The organism is Promicromonospora sp. NPDC090134 (assembly GCF_044746965.1).
Classification (GTDB): Bacteria; Actinomycetota; Actinomycetes; order Actinomycetales; family Cellulomonadaceae; genus Promicromonospora.
This window is the reverse complement of record NZ_JBIVCZ010000005.1, coordinates 14,227-30,020: the sequence shown is the minus strand read 5'-3', so window position 1 is coordinate 30,020 and position 15,794 is coordinate 14,227. Positions and strand designations below refer to the sequence as shown.

Below are 15,794 nucleotides of genomic sequence, written 5' to 3'. Positions count from 1 at the left end.
TTCAGGGGTCGGGCGTCGTCGTGGGTCTGAGGTGGCACCCCGCGATTCTCGCACCACGGGACGGCAGATCGCGTCAGGCGTTCACGGGCGCGTGGCGCGCCCGTGAACGCCCTGCTCAGCCCTCGAAGGTGACGTCGAGCGTGATCTGGCCGACGCCGGTCAGCGCCTTCGAGATGGGGCAGCCGACCTTGGCGGCCTTGGCCGCGGAGATGAAGCCCTCCTCGTCGATGCCGGACGCGAACCCGCGCACGGTCAGGGCGCTCTTGCTGATGTAGAGGCCGCCGGCCGGGTCCGGACCGAGCGTGACCACAGCCGTGACCTCGATCTGCTCCGGCGTGGCGCCGGCCTGGCCCAGCTCGTTCGTGAAGGCCATCGTGAAGCACGACGAGTGCGAGGCGGCGAGCAGCTCCTCGGGGCTCGTGACCCCGTTGGCCTCGTCGGCGGCGCGCGCCGGGAACGACACGTCGTACGTGCCGACGCCGGACGACGAGAGCTCGACCTGGCCCGACCCCTCCTGGAAGGTGCCGTTCCAGGCGGTGCGAGCGGTACGTGCTGGCATGGTGCACTCCTTGAAGATCGCGTTGTGACCTCGGACGGGTCCCTGCGTGCCCGACCCTACGACGCCCGCCGGGCAGTCGCGTCACGGCGTGAAGTCGAGGAGCTCCTCGTCCACCGCGAGGACGGTCCAGCTGCTGCCCGCGGCGTCCGCCAGGTCGTACGCGGGGACGAGCAGCACGGCGCCGTCCGGCAGGGTGTAGCGCACGTCGGTGAGCACCGCCGAGACGATCGTGACGTCCTCGACGGGCCACGCGATCGGGCCGGCGGGGGCGGGCGCCTGCGCGGAGGCGCCGCCGTCCGACCTGGACTGCCCGGCCCCCCGCGCCGCCGGCGCGAACCGCGGGTCGCCCAGGCGCTCCACGGCCGCCTCCTCGCTGACCACCGGATACGTACCCAGGCTCGCGCCGTCCGCCGAGCGCACCTCCGCCGTCCGCGGCGTGTCCGTGAGCCCCACGCCCGCGTGGAACACGAGCCGCGTCGCGGAGTCCAGGTCGCCGCCCGCGTCGAGCGGCTGCACCCCCTCGGTTCGCTGCTCCTCCGGCGCTCCCATGACCGTGGGCCCGTCCTCCTGCGCCGCCGGCGCGTCCGCGGACTCGGCTCCGCCGTCCGCGGCCATGGGCGCGAGCCCGAGGCCGGCCTCGCCCGCCAGGTAGCCGCCACCACCCACGGCGACGAACCCCGCGACGGCGGCCGCCACGAGCCACGGCGTCCGGCGCCGGTGCCGCCGCACCGCTACCTCGTCCACCTGCGCCGGCCGGGCAGGTGCCCGCCCGGCCGTCTCCCGCCCCGAGCCGGAGATCAGCGCGTCGACCTTGGCCCGGAGCACGCCCCCGACCGGGTCGGGCGCACGCTTCGCGGGGTCCGCCGCCGTCAGGCGGTCGAACGCCGGGTCCTCCGGTCGCTGGTGCTCGTTCATCGCTGTCCCTCCGTGCCGTGCCCGGCTCCGCGCCGTCCACACCCTCTACATGTGCTCATGCGTCCACCGCTTGCTCGTGCGCGTCCCACGCGTCGCGCAGCCGGGCCCGGGCCCGGGACAGCGCGGCGTCGGCGCCGCCGCGGGAGACGCCCAGCACCTGGGCGAGGTCGTCACCCGACAGCCCGTCCCAGGCGACGAGCAGGAGGATGCGCCGGTCGCGCGGGGACAGCCTGGCCAGCACCTGCCGCACGGCGTCGTCGTCCACGGCCAGCGTCGCGGGGTCCACGTCGTCGGGCTCGTCGGGAACGATCGCGACCGGCAGGGCGCGCATCTTGCGCCGGTGGTTCGCCAGCACGTAGCCGGCGGTGCGGTAGAGCCAGGGCAGCACCGCGGCGTCGGGCACGTCCGCGCGCCGCCGCCACGCGGTGGCGAGCACCTCGGCGGCGAGGTCCTCGGCGTCCGAGGCGCGGCCGCCGTCGGGCAGCCGGCGCACGAAGTAGGAGTAGAGGGCGCGCGAGTGCGCGTCGAAGAGCGCGCCGAACCAGGCCTCGTCGTGCGGGGGCGGCTCGTCCTGCGAGGCGCCGGGGCTGTCGTCCACGACCTCACTCTGTCGCGGGTGCCGGGTTCCTTGCACCCCCGGACACAGGAGAACCCCGGCGGGACGTCCCGCCGGGGTTCTCCGTCAGCGTGCGTCAGGTCAGCAGGCGCCCAGGTCCTGCCACACGCCCCACTCGCCCGTGGTCCCGGGCGTCTCGCCCTGGGTCCACCACTTGGCGCGCCACTCGTGGTCACCGTGCGAGACGGTGTTGCCGCCCACGTAGACGGCGGAGGCGCTCCAGGCGGCCGAGGCGCAGGCCTCGCCCGGCGGGTCGGTCGGCGGATCCGTGGGATCCGTCGGCGGGTCGGTCGGGTCGGTGGGCCCGCCGCCGCCCTCCACGGGGCCCGGGGTGCCGGATCCGAGCACGTTCCACAACGCCCCGGTCAGCGCGCCGGACCGGTCACCCGACAGGTCCCACCACATGGCGCCGCCGAGCCCCTCGGACCGGATGTACTGCGCCTTCTTGGCGACCGACTGGTCGTTGTCGTACGACCACCAGGTGTTGCCGTCATGCCGCCAGGCGGCGCCGAGGTTCGCGTCGTAGTACCCGGTGCCCACGTTCTTGATCACGTCGTAGTCGTTGATGCCGGCCTCCCACTGGCCGGGAGCGGCACCGGTCGCCGTGCCCCACGCCGCGGACGACGTCGCACCGGTCCACCCGCGCCCGTACATCGCGAGGCCGAGTCCGAGCTGCGCGGGGTCGATCCCGGCGTCGGTGTACGTCCGCACGGCGAGGTCCGCGCTGAACTGCCGGGCCCCCTCCCGCGGGTCGGCGGGGTCGTGGTAGAGGTTGCCCTGGTGGCCGGTGAGCGCCGGGTCCCAGGCGCCGTGCAGGTCGTAGCCCTGGACGTTGCCGAAGTCGAGGTAGTCGAAGACCTCCGGGTCGTTCCAGCCGCCGTCCTCGACGTCGGCCGGGTTGGCGGGCAGGAACGCCGAGAGCTCGTAGTCCTTGCCCGTCGTCGCGCCGAGGGCGTCGAGCTGCTCACGGAACTCGGCGAGCAGCAGCTTGAAGTTGCGGGCGTCGTTGACCTCGTCGACGTGGTTGCCCACGTTGCCGTTCTGCGAGCCGGGCCACTCCCAGTCGATGTCGAACCCGTCGAAGACGCCCGCCGCGGCGCCGGTGCCACCGCGGCCGTCGATGACCGGCAGGTTGCCCTTGATGAACATGTTGACGCAGCTGGAGACGAACTTCTGGCGCGAGGCGTCCGTCGCGGCCGCCAGCGAGAAGTTCTTGGACCAGGTCCAGCCACCGATCGACATCAGGACCTTGAGGTCCGGGTGCTTGGCCTTGAGCTGCTTGAGCTGGTTGAACGACCCGGCCAGGGGCTGGTCCCACGTGTCGGCGGCACCCGAGACCGAGTTGGCCGCCGTGTAGCCCATGCCGTAGTCGGCCCAGGCGTCGCCGGCGCCGTCGGACCCGTTGGGGCCCTCGCCCTGCGCCTTGTTGGCCTCGAAGCACTCGAGGTTCTGGTGGTGGATGTTGGCGAAGGCGTAGTTGATGTGGGTCAGCTCGTCGGCCACGCCGGACGTGTCGAGCTGCTTGACCTGGTAGCCGCGGCCGTACACGCCCCACTGCGTGAAGTAGCCGACGCTGCGGAAGCCGTTGATGGCCGAGCTGCTCGCACCGGCGGCCGCGGTCTCGGCCTCGGCCGCGTTCGCGTCCCGCAGGCCCACGCCCGCCACGGCGGCGGAGGCTGCCACCGCGAGCGCGGCGACCCCCGCAAGTATTCGTCGGGTGGTCTTACTGGCACCTGATAGCGGTTGGTACGTCGAGTCCATCGTCTTCCCTCTCTGGTCCGGTCGTCGATCCGGCAACAGTGGTCGCGCTGGTCATGCTCCGTTAAAAGTAAGGAAACCTGCGTTAACGGGAAATAAGGGGATTCCACACGGTGGGACTACGTAGTGATACGGGGCGGTCGACGCCGGGTTGTTTCGGTGTGAAACCTTCGCCACCGAAACAACTTCGTGCGGTATCAGGTACCCGGACAGTGCGAGGAGGGGCAGGATCCCAGGATCGGGGCCACATCGCAGCAAAAGTCGCACGCCCAGGTTGATGCGGGTGAAACGTGTGGAGGTCATACTTGCGAGCACCGTGAACGAATCCGGGAGGCTCGACGATGACCGCGCTGCCGCAGCAAGTCGTTTTTCCGCTCCCCCTCGGTGACCGCACCGTGGCCCCTCACGTCGCGTGCGAGCTCACGCGTGTGGTGGGTGACGAACCTGGATGTGTGGACCAGACAGCACGGATGCTCGACGAGGAGCATCTGGTCGGGACGGCGCTGATGCCGGACCCGCTGCCTGCCGCACGTGCGGTCCGCGAGGCCGTAGGCCCGCTCGGCCTCGACGACGACGCACGCCGTGTGCTGCTCGTCGCCGCAGTCGCCGTGGTGGACCGCACCGAGCTGTTGCTCGCCGCGTCGGGCACAGACATCGACACCCTCATGGCCGGCCCCGCCGGCCGCCACCTCCATCTCGTGGGCGGCCGGTTCCGCTTCCACCATCCACGCGTCCGGTCGGTGGTGCACGACGACGCCGACCTCGCCTCCCGCACCGCGGCCCACGTCGCGCTGGCCGAGGTGCACCGCAAGGCCGACGAGCCGCTCATCGCGATGTGGCACACGGCCCTGAGCACGCTCGCGGGCGACCCGCTGCTCGCGGACGGCCTGGTCGAGCTCGCCGAGCAGCACCTCGCGCGCGGCGACGTCCACCGCGCGCACGAGGTGGCTCGCGAGGCCGCGAGCCACGGCACCGACCGGGTGCGGTCGCGCGCCTTCGCGGTGGCCGGGCGGGCGGCGCTGTGGGCGGGGCACGTGCACGACGCCGTCGTCTACCTCCGCCGTGCGACCAGCCCCTCGGACGCCGGCTCGTCCGCGGCCGGCGCGCCCGACGCCGCCCGCTCGCTCGGCATCGCGCTGGCCCTCCTGGACGGCCGGCCCGACGCCGTCGTCCCGGAGGACGCCGCCGGACCCGACCGCGCCGCGATCGCCGCGGCCCGCAAGACGATCCGCCTGCTCGACGGCGCGCCCGGCGAGGCCGCCGCGATCCTGTCGGAGGTGGCCGAGCTGGCGCCGGCGCGCCAGCCGGGCTGGTGGTTCGACGGGCCGGACGAGGCCCTGACCCCGCTCGCCGAGGCGCATCTCCGGGTCGCGCAGTCGTACCTGGCGCTCCGGCTCGGCAACATCACCGAGGCGGCCTCGGTGCTCGACGACGCCGTCGAGCGCCTGCCCGTGGCCCTCGCCTTCGGGGGGCTCGGGATCGCACTCGCGCGCCGCCTCGACCTGGTCCGCGACGGGCACCTCCGGCGGCCGACCGCCGCCCTCGAGGCGTCGGTGCCCGGCCAGGTCGCACCGGTGGTGCGGGCCGCCACGCTCGGCGACCGCGCCCAGACCGCCGTCTTCGACGGGCGCTGGGTGGAGGCCGCGACCCTGCTCGGGCTCGCGGCGGAGCGCGGCGGCGACGAGCTGCGCCGCCTCTGGCTGCCCACGCCCGACCCGGTGGAGCTGCTGGTGCTCGCCGGGCAGGACCGGGCCGCGCGCCGCTCCCACGAACGGCTGCGGCTCCGGGTGCTGCCGTCGGTGGGCTCCGACCCGGGCGGCGGCTATCCCACCGGAACCGGTCACGCCGGAACCGGGCACCCGGTCTCCGGCCACGCCGGACCGGGTCTCGCCGGGCCCGGCACGTCGGGCGGCGGTTTCTCGGGCGGGCCGATGCGCCGCCGTCGGCTCGACCTGGCGCGCGCCGAGCTCGCGCTGGCCGACGCGTCCGGCGTGAACCGGGCGCGCGAGCGCGCGGTGGAGGCGTCGCTGCGCGTGGGTTCCACGTTCGAGCGGGGCCTCACGGAGCTGGTCGCCGCCCGCTCCTTCGCGCGGCTGGGCCTGCCCGGCGACGCCGCCGCGCACCTCCTCGGCGCCCACGAGCTCTTCGAGGAGTCGGGCGCCAAGGCGTGGCAGCACATCGCTGAGCAGGCGCTCACCACGCCGGGGTTCGTCCGCGACGCACCGGGCCAGACGGGCCAGGCGGGCCCGGCGCAGGGGGGCGGCGGCCGCGGCCGCGGCGCCGAGGCTCCCCCGCGCCCCGACGTCGGCCGGCCCCGGCGGGACCCGGCGGGGCCGGTGCCGACCGAGGCGCCGGGCGAGCCGGTCATCGACGTCGGGGAGGAGCTGTGCGGGCAGTGGACCGACCTGCTCACCGAGCGGGAGCTGGACGTCGCTCGGCTCGTGGTGCAGGGCCGCACCAACCGGCAGGTCGCCGCGAACCTCTACGTGTCGGTCCGCACCGTGGAGGTGCACCTGGGGCGGGTCTTCCGCAAGCTCGGGGTGCGCTCCCGCACGGAGCTGGCGGTGCTGGCCCTGCGCGGGTAGGCCCGGCTCACGCCTCCAGGAGGATGGTCACCGGACCGTCGTTGACCAGCTCCACCTGCATGTCGGCGCCGAACCGGCCCGTCTCGACCGTCAGGCCGCGCTCGCGCAGCGCGGCCACGACGGCGTCCACGAGCGGTTCGGCGACCGGCCCCGGCGCCGCCTGGTTCCACGTCGGGCGGCGCCCCTTGCGGGCGTCGCCGTAGAGCGTGAACTGGCTGACGACGAGGACCGGCGCGCCCAGGTCGGCCACCGACTGCTCGTCCTGGAGGATGCGCAGGTCGGCGATCTTGCGGGCGATGGTCTCGACCTGCGCCGGGCCGTCGTCGTGCGTGACGCCGACCAGGGCCAGGATGCCTGGCTTGTCGATGGCGCCCACCACCTCGCCGTCGACCACCACGGACGCGCGGGTGACGCGCTGGAGCACCGCCCTCATCGGCGGCCCTCGGCGTACTGATCGGCGAAGACGGCCCGGACCTCCCCGACCGGCCGGCCGCCGCCGAGCACCGGCACGCGGCCCAGCCCGTCCAGGCCACCGGGGTACACCCCCGGCAGGCCCGCCGCTCCGGCGGCGCGCAACGCAGCCGCGAGGATGGCGGGACGGGCCCGGGCGGAGCCGTCGAGCACCTTGAACGCCAGCGCGGAACCGTCGGGCAGCCCCGCGGCGTAGACGCCCTCGGCGCCGTCCTTGGCGACCAGGCCCGGTACGGCCTGCATGGCGAGCGTGACGTCGCGGCCGGTGCCGCCCACCATGTCGGGGTGCGCGGAGATGGCGCGGGCGGCCCGCGCCTCGTGCGAGCGGACGTCCTCCGTCGGCGCCGCGCCCAGGGTCGAGAAGGCGCGCGCGAGGCCGAGCAGCGTCGTGGAGAACAGGGGCGCGCCACAGCCGTCGACCGTGGTGTGCATGACGAGCTCGGCGTCACCGGTCATCTCCAGCACGGTGCTGCGCACGGCCCGCTGCAGCGGGTGCTCGGGCGACAGGTACGTCTCGATGTCCCAGCCCTGCGTGAGGCAGGTCGCGAGCATCGCCGCGTGCTTGCCGGAGCAGTTCTGCGCCAGCGGCGCCGGGCCCGGCCCGCCGTTGTGGGGCGCGACGTGCCACTCGAGCGCGGCCGGCGGGTAGAGCGGCAGGTCGGGGGTGTTCTGGAGCGCGCCGGAGCCGAGGCCCACGGAGCCCAGGATCTGCAGCACGCCCTCCAGGTGGAACTGCTCGCCGTTGTGGCTCGCCGAGGCCAGCGCGAGCAGCCTGTCCGGCAGCTCCAGGCCCGCGCGCAGCATCGCGAGGAGCTGCAGCGGCTTGAGCGACGACCGCGGCCAGACCGGCGTGGTCGGGTTGCCCACCTGGAGCACCGGCCGGCCGGACGGGTCGAGCACCACGAGGTGCCCCAGGTGGACCGACTCCACGAGGTCGCCGCGGATCACCTCGGCCAGCGGCGCGGCGCCGTCGAGCACGGCGTCCGACGTCGAGGTCGCGCGCCCGACCGCCATGGGCGCGGTCACCATCCGCCCTGCGGACCGCGCGGCTTGTTGCCCGTGCCGTACGGCAGCAGGCGGGGGCGCACGTCCGCCCAGTAGACGATGGCCGGGACCACCGCGATCACGTTCAGGAAGGAGCTGGCCGTGATGAAGCTCGGCGGCAGCCCCAGGAGGCCGAAGACGGCGGCCACGCCGAGGATCGCGAGCCAGATCGGCTTCGACAGCTTGCCCTCGGACGTGTAGGCGTGGGCGGGACGACGGATCGCGTCGACCAGGGCGATGACCTGGACCGCGAAGACGATGACGCCCAGCACGATGAAGACGAACGTTTGGAGAGCTCCGAACACAGGACGAGCCTACGGCAACCGGGGCGGCGTCTCGCCTGGTCCGGGTGCTCAGCCGGCCTGGCGCGCGACGTCCTCGTGCCGGGCCCCGAACAGCATGGTGGCGAGCATCAGCATGAAGACCACCCAGCCGAGCACACCGGGGAGCCACACCCAGGACCAGCTCACGGTGGTGCCGACGACGAGCACGGCGACGCCGGTCAGGCTCCACACCACCACGGTGTAGATGCCGAACCGCGCGGCGGCCGCCGGATCGCGGTCGAACCGGTTCCCGGCCTGCGCGTGTACGGACTCCTCCGCCAGCGCCCACTGCTTCTTCCGGTTGGTGGTCGTCGCGGCGAGCCACGAGAGCAGCACCACGCCCGCCACGAGCACGAGCCCGTCCAGGACGAGCCACCCGCTGGTCCCGCCGGACAGGTGCACCAGGGCGAGCAGGACGCCCACCAGCACCAGGCCCCAGCCGGCGCCGAACAGCGCGGCACGCCGGCGGGGCATCGGGTGGCTGGCCGTCGTCTCCTGGCTCAGCGAGCCGCCCACGACGGCGCCGAGCGCGAGCCCCGCCACCAGCGCGAGGGCCGTGGGCAGCAGGGGGCCGAGGTCCCCGTGCGCGTACCCGACGGCGGCGAACACCGTGCCCGCCACGCCGGCCGCGAGCACGATCGACATCAGGACCACCGCCGCGACGAACGCACCGGACGCCGGGACCCGGTTCCGGGCCATCAGCTCGAACGAGGACGGCGCGGGCCGCTCTGCGTCACGAGGGCCCGCGTCCGCCTCCTCGACGAGCGCGCGCACGTCGCCGAGCTCGCCGACCGCGCGCCGCGCGGCGTCGTCGGGCGCCACGCCGCCGGCGGTCAGCTCGGCCACGCGGTCCACGAGGTTCGCACGGATCTCCTCCTTGAGGTCCTGCACGTCAGGGGTCGTCGGGATGCCCGCGAAGGCTTCGTCCAGCAGGCGGTGCACCGAGGTGTTCGTCATCAGGAACCTTTCAGGTCGAGGAGGGAGTCGATGGTGCGTCGCGTGGCCACCCACGCGTCCACGTTGCGCCGGTACACGGCACGCCCCGCGTCGGTGATGCGGTAGTACTTGCGGCGTCCGCCCTGGGACTCGTCGCCCCAGTACGCCTCGACCAGGCCGTCCTTCACGAGCCGCCGGTAGGCCGCGTAGAGCGTGGCCTCCTTGATCTCGTGGTTGCCGCCGGTCGCGTCGCGGATCTGCTTGTAGATCTCGAAGCCGTAGCGATCCCGGGCGCGCAGCACCCCGAGCACGATCGTGTCGGTGTGCCCGCGCAAGAGGTCGGCGGCGAAGGGGTCTATCACGCCAACTACTGTATCTGATCAAGTACCTGACGACAACAAGTTCTGTGCACAACCTGTGGACGGGCGGCTACAGCTCGGGCAGCGCCGCGCGCGCCTCGCCCGGGGTCGCCCCCGTGGCCTCCAGCGTGTCGACCACCGGCGAGCGCAGCAGCATCACCAGGGACTGCACCTGCCAGTCGCCCTCGCCCACGGTCCGCGGGTCCACCCGGGCGGCCACGGTGGTCAGCACCTCCCGCGCCCGGGCGGCGTCGCCCCCGGAGCCGACGTCGGAGGCCAGGAGCCGGACGCCCGACGCGAAGCCCTCGACCAGACCGGCGACCGGCCGGACGTCGTGGTTCCCTTCGACCACCGGGAGCACGCGGCGGGCCAGCACCCGCACCGACCGCATCGTCCGGTCCACGAGCACCGCCTGATCCTCCAGCCGGGCGAGCTCGCCGCGGTGGATCCGCCCCACGGAGATCCGCGCCAGCTCGCGCGCGTCGCGCGCAGCCTCCTGCCACTCCGCGAGCACCGGCTCCGAGGCCCGGCCGCGCACGAGGGCCGCCCTGACGTCGTCCGCGTCGTCCGAGCGCAGGCCCCGGGCGAGCGTCTCCAGGGTCTCGGCGAGCTCGGTGACGGCCTGCTCGGCGAGCGCCCGCGGACGGCGCCGGGTGTCGCCGGGCGTGAGCAGCGCGACCGTGAGCGCGACGGCGCCGCCGACCAGGGCGTCGGTCCACCGGCCGAGCGGCCCGCCGGAGACCTGGGGCAGGCCCACCACGATGATCGCCTGGACGCCGGCCTGGGTGACCAGGAGCGCACCCCGGTCGATGAACCGCGCGGCGACGGCGGAGATGAACAGCACCAGGCTGAGCTGCCACCAGCCCGAGCCGATCAGGTGCACGATCAGGTCGCCCATCGCGACGCCGACCGCCACGCCGACGGCCATCTCCGAGACCCGGCGCACGTCCCGCTGCGCGGTGAAACCGAGCAGCACCCACGCCGCGACCGGCGCGAAGAACGGCTGCTCGTGCCCCAGCACGTACCGCGCGATCAGGTACGCGACACCCGCGGCGAGCGACGCCTGGGCGATCGGGATCAGGCTCGCCCGCGCGCGGGTCCAGCCCTGCCGCAGCCGGGTGCGCAGCATGAGCGTGCGCATGGCCTTGCGCCACATCTCGTCGGCCGGGCCGGGCAGTGAGGTCACGGTGGCATCCTGCCACCCGGCCTCACGGACGCGTCAGATGAGCGACGCCGGGCCGCGCAGTCCCTTGGTGAGGGGCCCGTGGGACTCCGGCCGGTCGACCGACACGCCGTCGCCCGGCACCACGATCTCCTGCGCCGCCGACACCTCGATGCCCTGTCCCGAGACCTCGCCGGACACGATGAGCTCGACGTCCTCCGGGACGTTCCGCTTGAGCACGGCCAAGCCGATGGGACCCAGCTCGTGGTGGCGCGCCATCGAGGTCAGCGTCCCCACGACCTTGCCGGGCGCGCCGTCCGTCGCCGGGAGGCGCACCTCGGCGCCGGCCTCCGGGAGCAGGTGCTGCGAGCCGTCGAGGTGCAGCATGACGAGCCGGCGCGGCGGGCGGCCGAGGTTGTGCACGCGCGCGACCGTCTCCTGGCCGCGGTAGCAGCCCTTGTTGATGTGGACGGCGGTGCGCAGCCAGTCGAGCTCGTGCGGGATGGTGCGGTCGTCGACCTCGCGCGCGAGGCGCGGGCGCCAGGCCTCGACCCGCAGGGCCTCGGTGGCCCAGGTACCGGCGAGCGGCCAGCCCGCGGCCTCGCGGGCGGCGACCTGCGCCTCCAGCTCGGCGCGCGGCACCAGCACGAGCCGCCAGGGCCGCATCGCGCCGGGGTGCTCGCTCTCGGCCGGCCCGTAGCGCGTGCCGCCGCCCACGACGTTCGGCCAGGCGTCGTGCCAGGTCACCGGCTCGCCCTCGGCGCCCTCCGCGGCCACGGGCTCGCCGATGGCCGCCCACTCGTCGGTGGCGTCCGTGATCTCGACGCGGAGCATGAACTTCATGCGGTCCAGCCAGCCGGCCAGGGCGGGCGCCGACTCGCGCTCGGTGATCAGCCAGGTGGCCTCGCCGTCGTCCACCACGCCCGCGACGTGCTCGACGTGACCCTGCGGCGACAGGACCAGCAGCTCGGTGCTGGTCCGGGGCGCCAGGCCCTCGAGCTGCTGGGACGTGATCGAGTGCAGCCAGCTCAGCCGGTCCGGGCCTGCGACGCGCACGATCCCGAGGTGCGACTGGTCCACCACGGCCCCGCCGCGCGACAGCGCGCGCTGCTCGGCCGTCGGGTCGCCGTAGTGCCAGGCGACCCCGGCGTCGGGCCCGGCGGCGGCGACCGCGCCGTGCCGGCTCAGCAGGGGGCTCTCGTAATCCATGCTCACCTCAGGTGCAGCGTCGGGGACCGGCGGGGCATTCCCGTCCGGCTCTGTTACTGCCGGTCCAGCTCGGCCGAGGCGTACGAACGCAGCGGCTCGCCGAAGGCGGCGAGCTCCTCCACCCACAGCAGGCGGCCCTGGACCAGGCCGTACAGCCGCTTCGACGCCCGCACCTCGGACGCCGTCGACGTCCGCGCGATCGCGTCCGAGGCCAGGTCGATCCGCCCGTTGCCCACGGCGCCGATGTAGACGGTGATGCGCCCGGAGGCGTCGGCCACGAGCACCTCGAGCGCGTGCTTGTTCTCCTCGAGGCCGTCGGGGCGGTCCGAGGACACGCGCCAGTAGCCGGTCTCGGTGGACCAGACGGTGCCGGCCTCGCCCACCTCGGCCTCCGGCGCCTCCGCCTCCGTCGGATCCGTCTCCGTCGGGTCCGGTACCGGTGCCGGCCACTCGCCGTCGTCGGGCAGCTTGTCGGGGACGACGCTCTCGAGCACCCGCAGAGTGGACTCGAACCGCAGGTACGGGCCGCCGTCATGGTCGAAGACCAGGTCCTGCACGAAGGTCTTCTTGCCGATGCCGGGGTAGTCGATCACACCCTCACCGCGCCAGCGGCCGACCAGCCAGGCCAGCGGGTACACGTCGGGCGAGAGCCCGTCGGGAAAGGTGAACGTCATCAGCGCTGGCCGGTGTACAGCTTGTAGACGACGTAGCCGGCGAACCAGGCGACCGCGACTGCGACCGCCACGATGAGGCCGGTGAAGATGAGCTCAAGGGCATGGATCGACATGGTGCCGATCCTAACGTCCACGGCCTACAGTCGGCCCATGCGCCCGCTCGTGATCAAGACCACCTCAGGCCTGGACCGTCCCGAGGCCACCAACCAGGCCTTCACCGTCGCCGCGGCGGCCGTCGCGTCCGGCGCGGAGGTGAGCCTCTGGCTCACCGGCGAGTCGGCGTGGCTCGCCCTGCCCGGCCGTGCGGCCGAGCTCGAGCTGGAGCACGCGACGCCCCTGCCCCAGCTCATCGAGGTGGTCCTGGGCGCCGGCACGGTCACGGTGTGCACGCAGTGCGCGGCGCGCCGGGACATCACCGAGGCGGACGTGCTGCCCGGCATCCGGATCGCGGGCTCGGCACTGTTCACCGAGGAGATCCTGCGGGACGACGCCCAGGCGCTCGTCTACTAGGCGCGGACCAGGCCCGACCGGCGCAGCAGCAGGTACAGCTCGCACCCGAGGCACAGCCCGACGACGGCGTTGAGCGCCGCCGCGACGAACGCCGCCGCGGCCGCGATCGGCACGGCCGGGAGCACCCCGAAGAAGCCGAGGATCACGCCGACGCCGGTGACGAAGAGGCCCACGCCCTGCGCGAAGCGCGGCGGGCGGCGGTCCTCCATCTCCGTGGGCGGGCTCAGCCGCGGCCGCACGAACCGCTTGTAGAGCAGGCCCTGCCACGAGCCCTCGGCACCGCGCACCGTGCCGAGCAGGAAGCTCAGCATGATGAACGTCAGCAGCCACAGCCCGGCGGTGCTCGCGCCCAGCAGCACGACGGCAGCCAGCAGCACCGCGGTGATGCTCGCCCCGACGCGCGGCCCCCGCGGGTCGATCCCCTTGCTCACGTTCATGAGTGCGCTTCCCCCTCTGTCTCGAGCGCTGCCGCCGGAACCCGGCTCAGCGCCTGTCGCGCCTGGGTGTCGGACACCACGCCGCTCATCCGGGCCACCTCGCGGCCGCCGCCGTCGACCACGAGCACCGTGGGCGTGCGCAGCACGCCGAGGGTGCGGACCAGGTCGAGGTGGTCGTCCACCAGCACCTCACGGTGCTCGACGCCGGAGCGCGATCCCGTCAGACCGCCCAGGACCCGGGAGGTGGACCGGCAGGCGGCACACACCTCGGCCGAGAACTGCACGAAGGTCACCCGGTCGGCGAGCGCGATCCCCGAGGAGGCCCAGTCGATCCCGACGGGCGTCTCGCGGGGCGCGCGGACGGCGCCTTGACGCGCCGACCACCACACACCGAGCGCGGCAGTACCGAGCACGAGGACGACGAGTGCGATCACCTGTCCCAACATTCGCCCCACCCTGCCGTGCCTCGCTCGTCCAGACAAGTCCTCGTCCGCGATATGGATCCACCATGAGGCCGGTCACAGTGCGGGGCCCTGACCTTCTCGGGTGCCCGCCCCCATGATTCCCTGGTCTGCACAACCCGTCGGAGCAGTATTTCTCGTGCCGAAACGCCACCTGAGCCGACGACCCCCCGGTGGTAGCGTGCATGCATCCGCATATATAGGAGAATTGTCTAGGATGGAAGTTTTGCCAACTCGTACGTGGAATGGTCTGACCATCCCTGCGGCCGGGGTCTACCAGATCGACCAGAATCACAAGCGGCTCGGCTTCCTCGCCATGCACATGATGGTCAGCCCCGTCCGCGGCGAGTTCGCCGAGGGCGAGGCGACGGTCACCGTCGGCGAGGACCCGCTCGCCTCGCAGGTCACGTGCACCATCCAGGCGGCTTCGGTCGACACGCACGTGGGCGACCGCGACACCCACCTGCGCAGCGCGGACTTCCTGGACGTCGAGAACCACCCGACCATCGAGTTCCGCAGCACCGGGTTCCGGATGCGCACCCAGGTGGACCCGATCTTCTCGTGGGCCCGGCTCAAGGCGGGCACCGCCGGCCGGCGGCCGCACGACCCGATGCAGGCGGACGGCTCGTTCACCAAGTTCGTCATGGACGGCCTGCTCACCGTGCGCGGCGTGACGCGCCCGGTCACCCTGGAGTGCGAGTTCGGCGGCGTGGGGCACGACCCCTACGGCCAGGACATCTTCGGCTTCCACGGGAGCTGCGAGATCGAGCGCGAGGAGTGGGGCCTGCTCTGGAACGTCGCGCTCGAGGCGGGCGGCGTGCTGGTGGCCAAGAAGGTCCGCATCGAGATCGCCGGCGAGATGATCCGCCAGTCCTGACCGCGGCCCGCCCGGGGGTCACCTCAGAGGATGACCATCCGGCCCACGACGAACACGAAGATGCCGCACACGGCGACGGGCAGCGCGCTCGCCGAGAGCCCGGCGAGCCGCGCGCCGCGGGCGGGCAGCCGCTCCAGCAGCAGGTGGAGCGCCCCGACGACGACTCCCGCAACCAGGCCGCACCACAGCCCGCTCACGGTGTCGATGTTCGGCAGCAGCGTCCCGGCCGCGCCGCCCGCCACCACGGCGGCGACCGCGGAGATCCCGAGCGCCACCCAGCCGCGCACCGGCAGCGCCGCGACGGCGGCGGCCACCGCGAGCGCCACCGCGCTCGTGACGACGAGCGCGGCCCCGGCGTCGGACCGGGCGGCGGCGATCCAGCCCGAGGCGGCGATCGCCGCGACGACGCCGGCCACGGTGCCCGACACGGACTCCGTGAGCTGGGGACGCCCGTCGCGGCGCAGCATCTGCGCGATGAAGGCGAGCACCACCGCGCCGGCCAGCACCATCGGCAGGTGCCGCAGCACGGGCTCGCCCTGGGTGAGGTAGGTCGCGGCCGCTCCCCCGACGCCGCAGAGCGCGACGACCACCCGGGTGCTCCCCGAGGCGGGCAGGCGCAGCAGCGACGGCCAGCCCAGCGCGACGAGGACCGCCAGGACCACGGCCGCGCCCACGAGGGGCAGGGGCCGGGGCTGGACGTAGGACGCGGCGGCGACGAGGGCCGCGAGCGCGGCGGTCGTCACGGCGCGGGTGGAGACGGACACGGCTCAGAGTTTTCCAGAGACTTACCGAGTTGCCTCAATCGCGGCCCGGGGCGCCGCCGTTCGGGCCAGTTCCCGGGCCTTCTTCCAGCCCTGAGCGAGACGAGCAACACCCGCGTCATGCGAACGTCACGGGT

18 protein-coding genes are annotated in these 15,794 nt (G+C 73.9%); 3 read left to right on the top strand and 15 right to left on the bottom strand.

Annotated elements, in window-relative coordinates:
- Positions 1–115: 115 nt before the first annotated feature.
- From ACIPN7_RS14850 to ACIPN7_RS14835, 4 genes are all read right to left on the bottom strand, one after another.
- On the bottom strand, positions 116–559 hold the full coding sequence (locus tag ACIPN7_RS14850; protein ID WP_400543353.1) for an OsmC family peroxiredoxin: 444 nt from the start codon (positions 557–559) through the stop codon (positions 116–118).
- Between the two features lie 81 nt (positions 560–640).
- The gene (locus ACIPN7_RS14845) at positions 641–1,474 is read right to left on the bottom strand and encodes a hypothetical protein (protein ID WP_400543350.1); all 834 of its coding nucleotides are present in this window, start codon (positions 1,472–1,474) and stop codon (positions 641–643) included.
- A 55-nt stretch (positions 1,475–1,529) separates the two neighbouring features.
- A complete protein-coding gene (locus ACIPN7_RS14840) occupies positions 1,530–2,072 on the bottom strand; it encodes an RNA polymerase sigma factor (protein WP_400543347.1) in 543 nt (180 codons plus the stop codon).
- A gap of 99 nt (positions 2,073–2,171) precedes the next feature.
- On the bottom strand, positions 2,172–3,773 hold the full coding sequence (locus ACIPN7_RS14835; protein ID WP_400543344.1) for a glycosyl hydrolase family 18 protein: 1,602 nt from the start codon (positions 3,771–3,773) through the stop codon (positions 2,172–2,174).
- Between the two features lie 527 nt (positions 3,774–4,300).
- Here ACIPN7_RS14835 and ACIPN7_RS14830 point away from each other — a divergent pair.
- Positions 4,301–6,433, top strand: coding sequence for a LuxR C-terminal-related transcriptional regulator (locus ACIPN7_RS14830; protein ID WP_400543341.1), 2,133 nt, complete (start codon positions 4,301–4,303; stop codon positions 6,431–6,433).
- Positions 6,434–6,440: 7 nt separating this feature from the next.
- Here ACIPN7_RS14830 and dtd read toward each other — a convergent pair whose 3' ends face one another.
- From dtd to ACIPN7_RS14790, 8 genes are all read right to left on the bottom strand, one after another.
- Positions 6,441–6,866 carry a D-aminoacyl-tRNA deacylase gene (gene dtd, locus ACIPN7_RS14825; protein WP_377228330.1) on the bottom strand — a complete coding sequence of 142 codons (426 nt, stop codon included), beginning with the start codon at positions 6,864–6,866 and terminating at the stop codon, positions 6,441–6,443.
- The gene (locus ACIPN7_RS14820) at positions 6,863–7,933 is read right to left on the bottom strand and encodes an asparaginase (protein WP_400543337.1); all 1,071 of its coding nucleotides are present in this window, start codon (positions 7,931–7,933) and stop codon (positions 6,863–6,865) included. Before ACIPN7_RS14820 ends, dtd begins: the two co-directional genes overlap by 4 nt.
- On the bottom strand, positions 7,927–8,253 hold the full coding sequence (locus ACIPN7_RS14815) for a DUF2516 family protein (protein ID WP_400543334.1): 327 nt from the start codon (positions 8,251–8,253) through the stop codon (positions 7,927–7,929). Before ACIPN7_RS14815 ends, ACIPN7_RS14820 begins: the two co-directional genes overlap by 7 nt.
- A 48-nt stretch (positions 8,254–8,301) precedes the next feature.
- Positions 8,302–9,228, bottom strand: coding sequence for a permease prefix domain 1-containing protein (locus tag ACIPN7_RS14810; RefSeq protein ID WP_400543331.1), 927 nt, complete (start codon positions 9,226–9,228; stop codon positions 8,302–8,304).
- Positions 9,228–9,569 carry a PadR family transcriptional regulator gene (locus ACIPN7_RS14805; protein ID WP_400543328.1) on the bottom strand — a complete coding sequence of 114 codons (342 nt, stop codon included), beginning with the start codon at positions 9,567–9,569 and terminating at the stop codon, positions 9,228–9,230. The genes ACIPN7_RS14810 and ACIPN7_RS14805 overlap by 1 nt, the downstream gene beginning before the upstream one ends.
- A 67-nt stretch (positions 9,570–9,636) precedes the next feature.
- Entirely contained in the window at positions 9,637–10,752 is a 1,116-nt protein-coding gene (locus ACIPN7_RS14800; RefSeq protein ID WP_400543325.1) for an aromatic acid exporter family protein, read from the bottom strand.
- A 33-nt stretch (positions 10,753–10,785) separates the two neighbouring features.
- Positions 10,786–11,937: a YgfZ/GcvT domain-containing protein gene (locus ACIPN7_RS14795; protein ID WP_400543322.1), complete on the bottom strand. Its 1,152-nt coding sequence runs from the start codon at positions 11,935–11,937 to the stop codon at positions 10,786–10,788.
- Positions 11,938–11,990: 53 nt separating this feature from the next.
- Positions 11,991–12,611 (bottom strand): FABP family protein, encoded by a 621-nt coding sequence (locus tag ACIPN7_RS14790; protein WP_400543319.1) that lies wholly within the window; start codon positions 12,609–12,611, stop codon positions 11,991–11,993.
- A gap of 150 nt (positions 12,612–12,761) precedes the next feature.
- On the opposite strand from ACIPN7_RS14790, the gene ACIPN7_RS14785 reads away from it, so the two are divergent.
- Positions 12,762–13,121: a DsrE family protein gene (locus ACIPN7_RS14785; protein WP_397397796.1), complete on the top strand. Its 360-nt coding sequence runs from the start codon at positions 12,762–12,764 to the stop codon at positions 13,119–13,121.
- Here the strand turns inward: ACIPN7_RS14785 and ACIPN7_RS14780 are convergent.
- Together ACIPN7_RS14780 and ACIPN7_RS14775 are read right to left on the bottom strand one after the other, a co-directional pair.
- On the bottom strand, positions 13,118–13,558 hold the full coding sequence (locus ACIPN7_RS14780) for a DUF4395 domain-containing protein (RefSeq protein WP_397397794.1): 441 nt from the start codon (positions 13,556–13,558) through the stop codon (positions 13,118–13,120). The two genes, ACIPN7_RS14785 and ACIPN7_RS14780, sit on opposite strands and share 4 nt — an antisense overlap.
- Entirely contained in the window at positions 13,555–13,992 is a 438-nt protein-coding gene (locus ACIPN7_RS14775; protein WP_400543316.1) for a TlpA family protein disulfide reductase, read from the bottom strand. Before ACIPN7_RS14775 ends, ACIPN7_RS14780 begins: the two co-directional genes overlap by 4 nt.
- A 244-nt stretch (positions 13,993–14,236) precedes the next feature.
- Here ACIPN7_RS14775 and ACIPN7_RS14770 point away from each other — a divergent pair, with 244 nt between their 5' ends.
- Positions 14,237–14,896, top strand: coding sequence for a YceI family protein (locus tag ACIPN7_RS14770; RefSeq protein ID WP_400543313.1), 660 nt, complete (start codon positions 14,237–14,239; stop codon positions 14,894–14,896).
- A gap of 23 nt (positions 14,897–14,919) precedes the next feature.
- Here ACIPN7_RS14770 and ACIPN7_RS14765 read toward each other — a convergent pair whose 3' ends face one another.
- Complete coding sequence (locus tag ACIPN7_RS14765; RefSeq protein WP_400543310.1) at positions 14,920–15,660, bottom strand: hypothetical protein; 741 nt, start codon at positions 15,658–15,660, stop codon at positions 14,920–14,922.
- Positions 15,661–15,794 lie beyond the last annotated feature (134 nt).

Bases quoted from the DNA above. Each gene is read 5' to 3' on its own strand.
- ACIPN7_RS14850 (WP_400543353.1), bottom strand. From the start codon at position 559: ATGCCAGCACGTACCGCTCGCACCGCCTGGAACGGCACCTTCCAGGAG.
- ACIPN7_RS14845 (WP_400543350.1), bottom strand. From the start codon at position 1,474: ATGAACGAGCACCAGCGACCGGAGGACCCGGCGTTCGACCGCCTGACG.
- dtd (WP_377228330.1), bottom strand. From the start codon at position 6,866: ATGAGGGCGGTGCTCCAGCGCGTCACCCGCGCGTCCGTGGTGGTCGAC.
- ACIPN7_RS14820 (WP_400543337.1), bottom strand. From the start codon at position 7,933: ATGGTGACCGCGCCCATGGCGGTCGGGCGCGCGACCTCGACGTCGGAC.
- ACIPN7_RS14810 (WP_400543331.1), bottom strand. From the start codon at position 9,228: ATGACGAACACCTCGGTGCACCGCCTGCTGGACGAAGCCTTCGCGGGC.
- ACIPN7_RS14795 (WP_400543322.1), bottom strand. From the start codon at position 11,937: ATGGATTACGAGAGCCCCCTGCTGAGCCGGCACGGCGCGGTCGCCGCC.
- ACIPN7_RS14790 (WP_400543319.1), bottom strand. From the start codon at position 12,611: ATGACGTTCACCTTTCCCGACGGGCTCTCGCCCGACGTGTACCCGCTG.
- ACIPN7_RS14785 (WP_397397796.1), top strand. From the start codon at position 12,762: ATGCGCCCGCTCGTGATCAAGACCACCTCAGGCCTGGACCGTCCCGAG.
- ACIPN7_RS14780 (WP_397397794.1), bottom strand. From the start codon at position 13,558: ATGAACGTGAGCAAGGGGATCGACCCGCGGGGGCCGCGCGTCGGGGCG.
- ACIPN7_RS14770 (WP_400543313.1), top strand. From the start codon at position 14,237: ATGGAAGTTTTGCCAACTCGTACGTGGAATGGTCTGACCATCCCTGCG.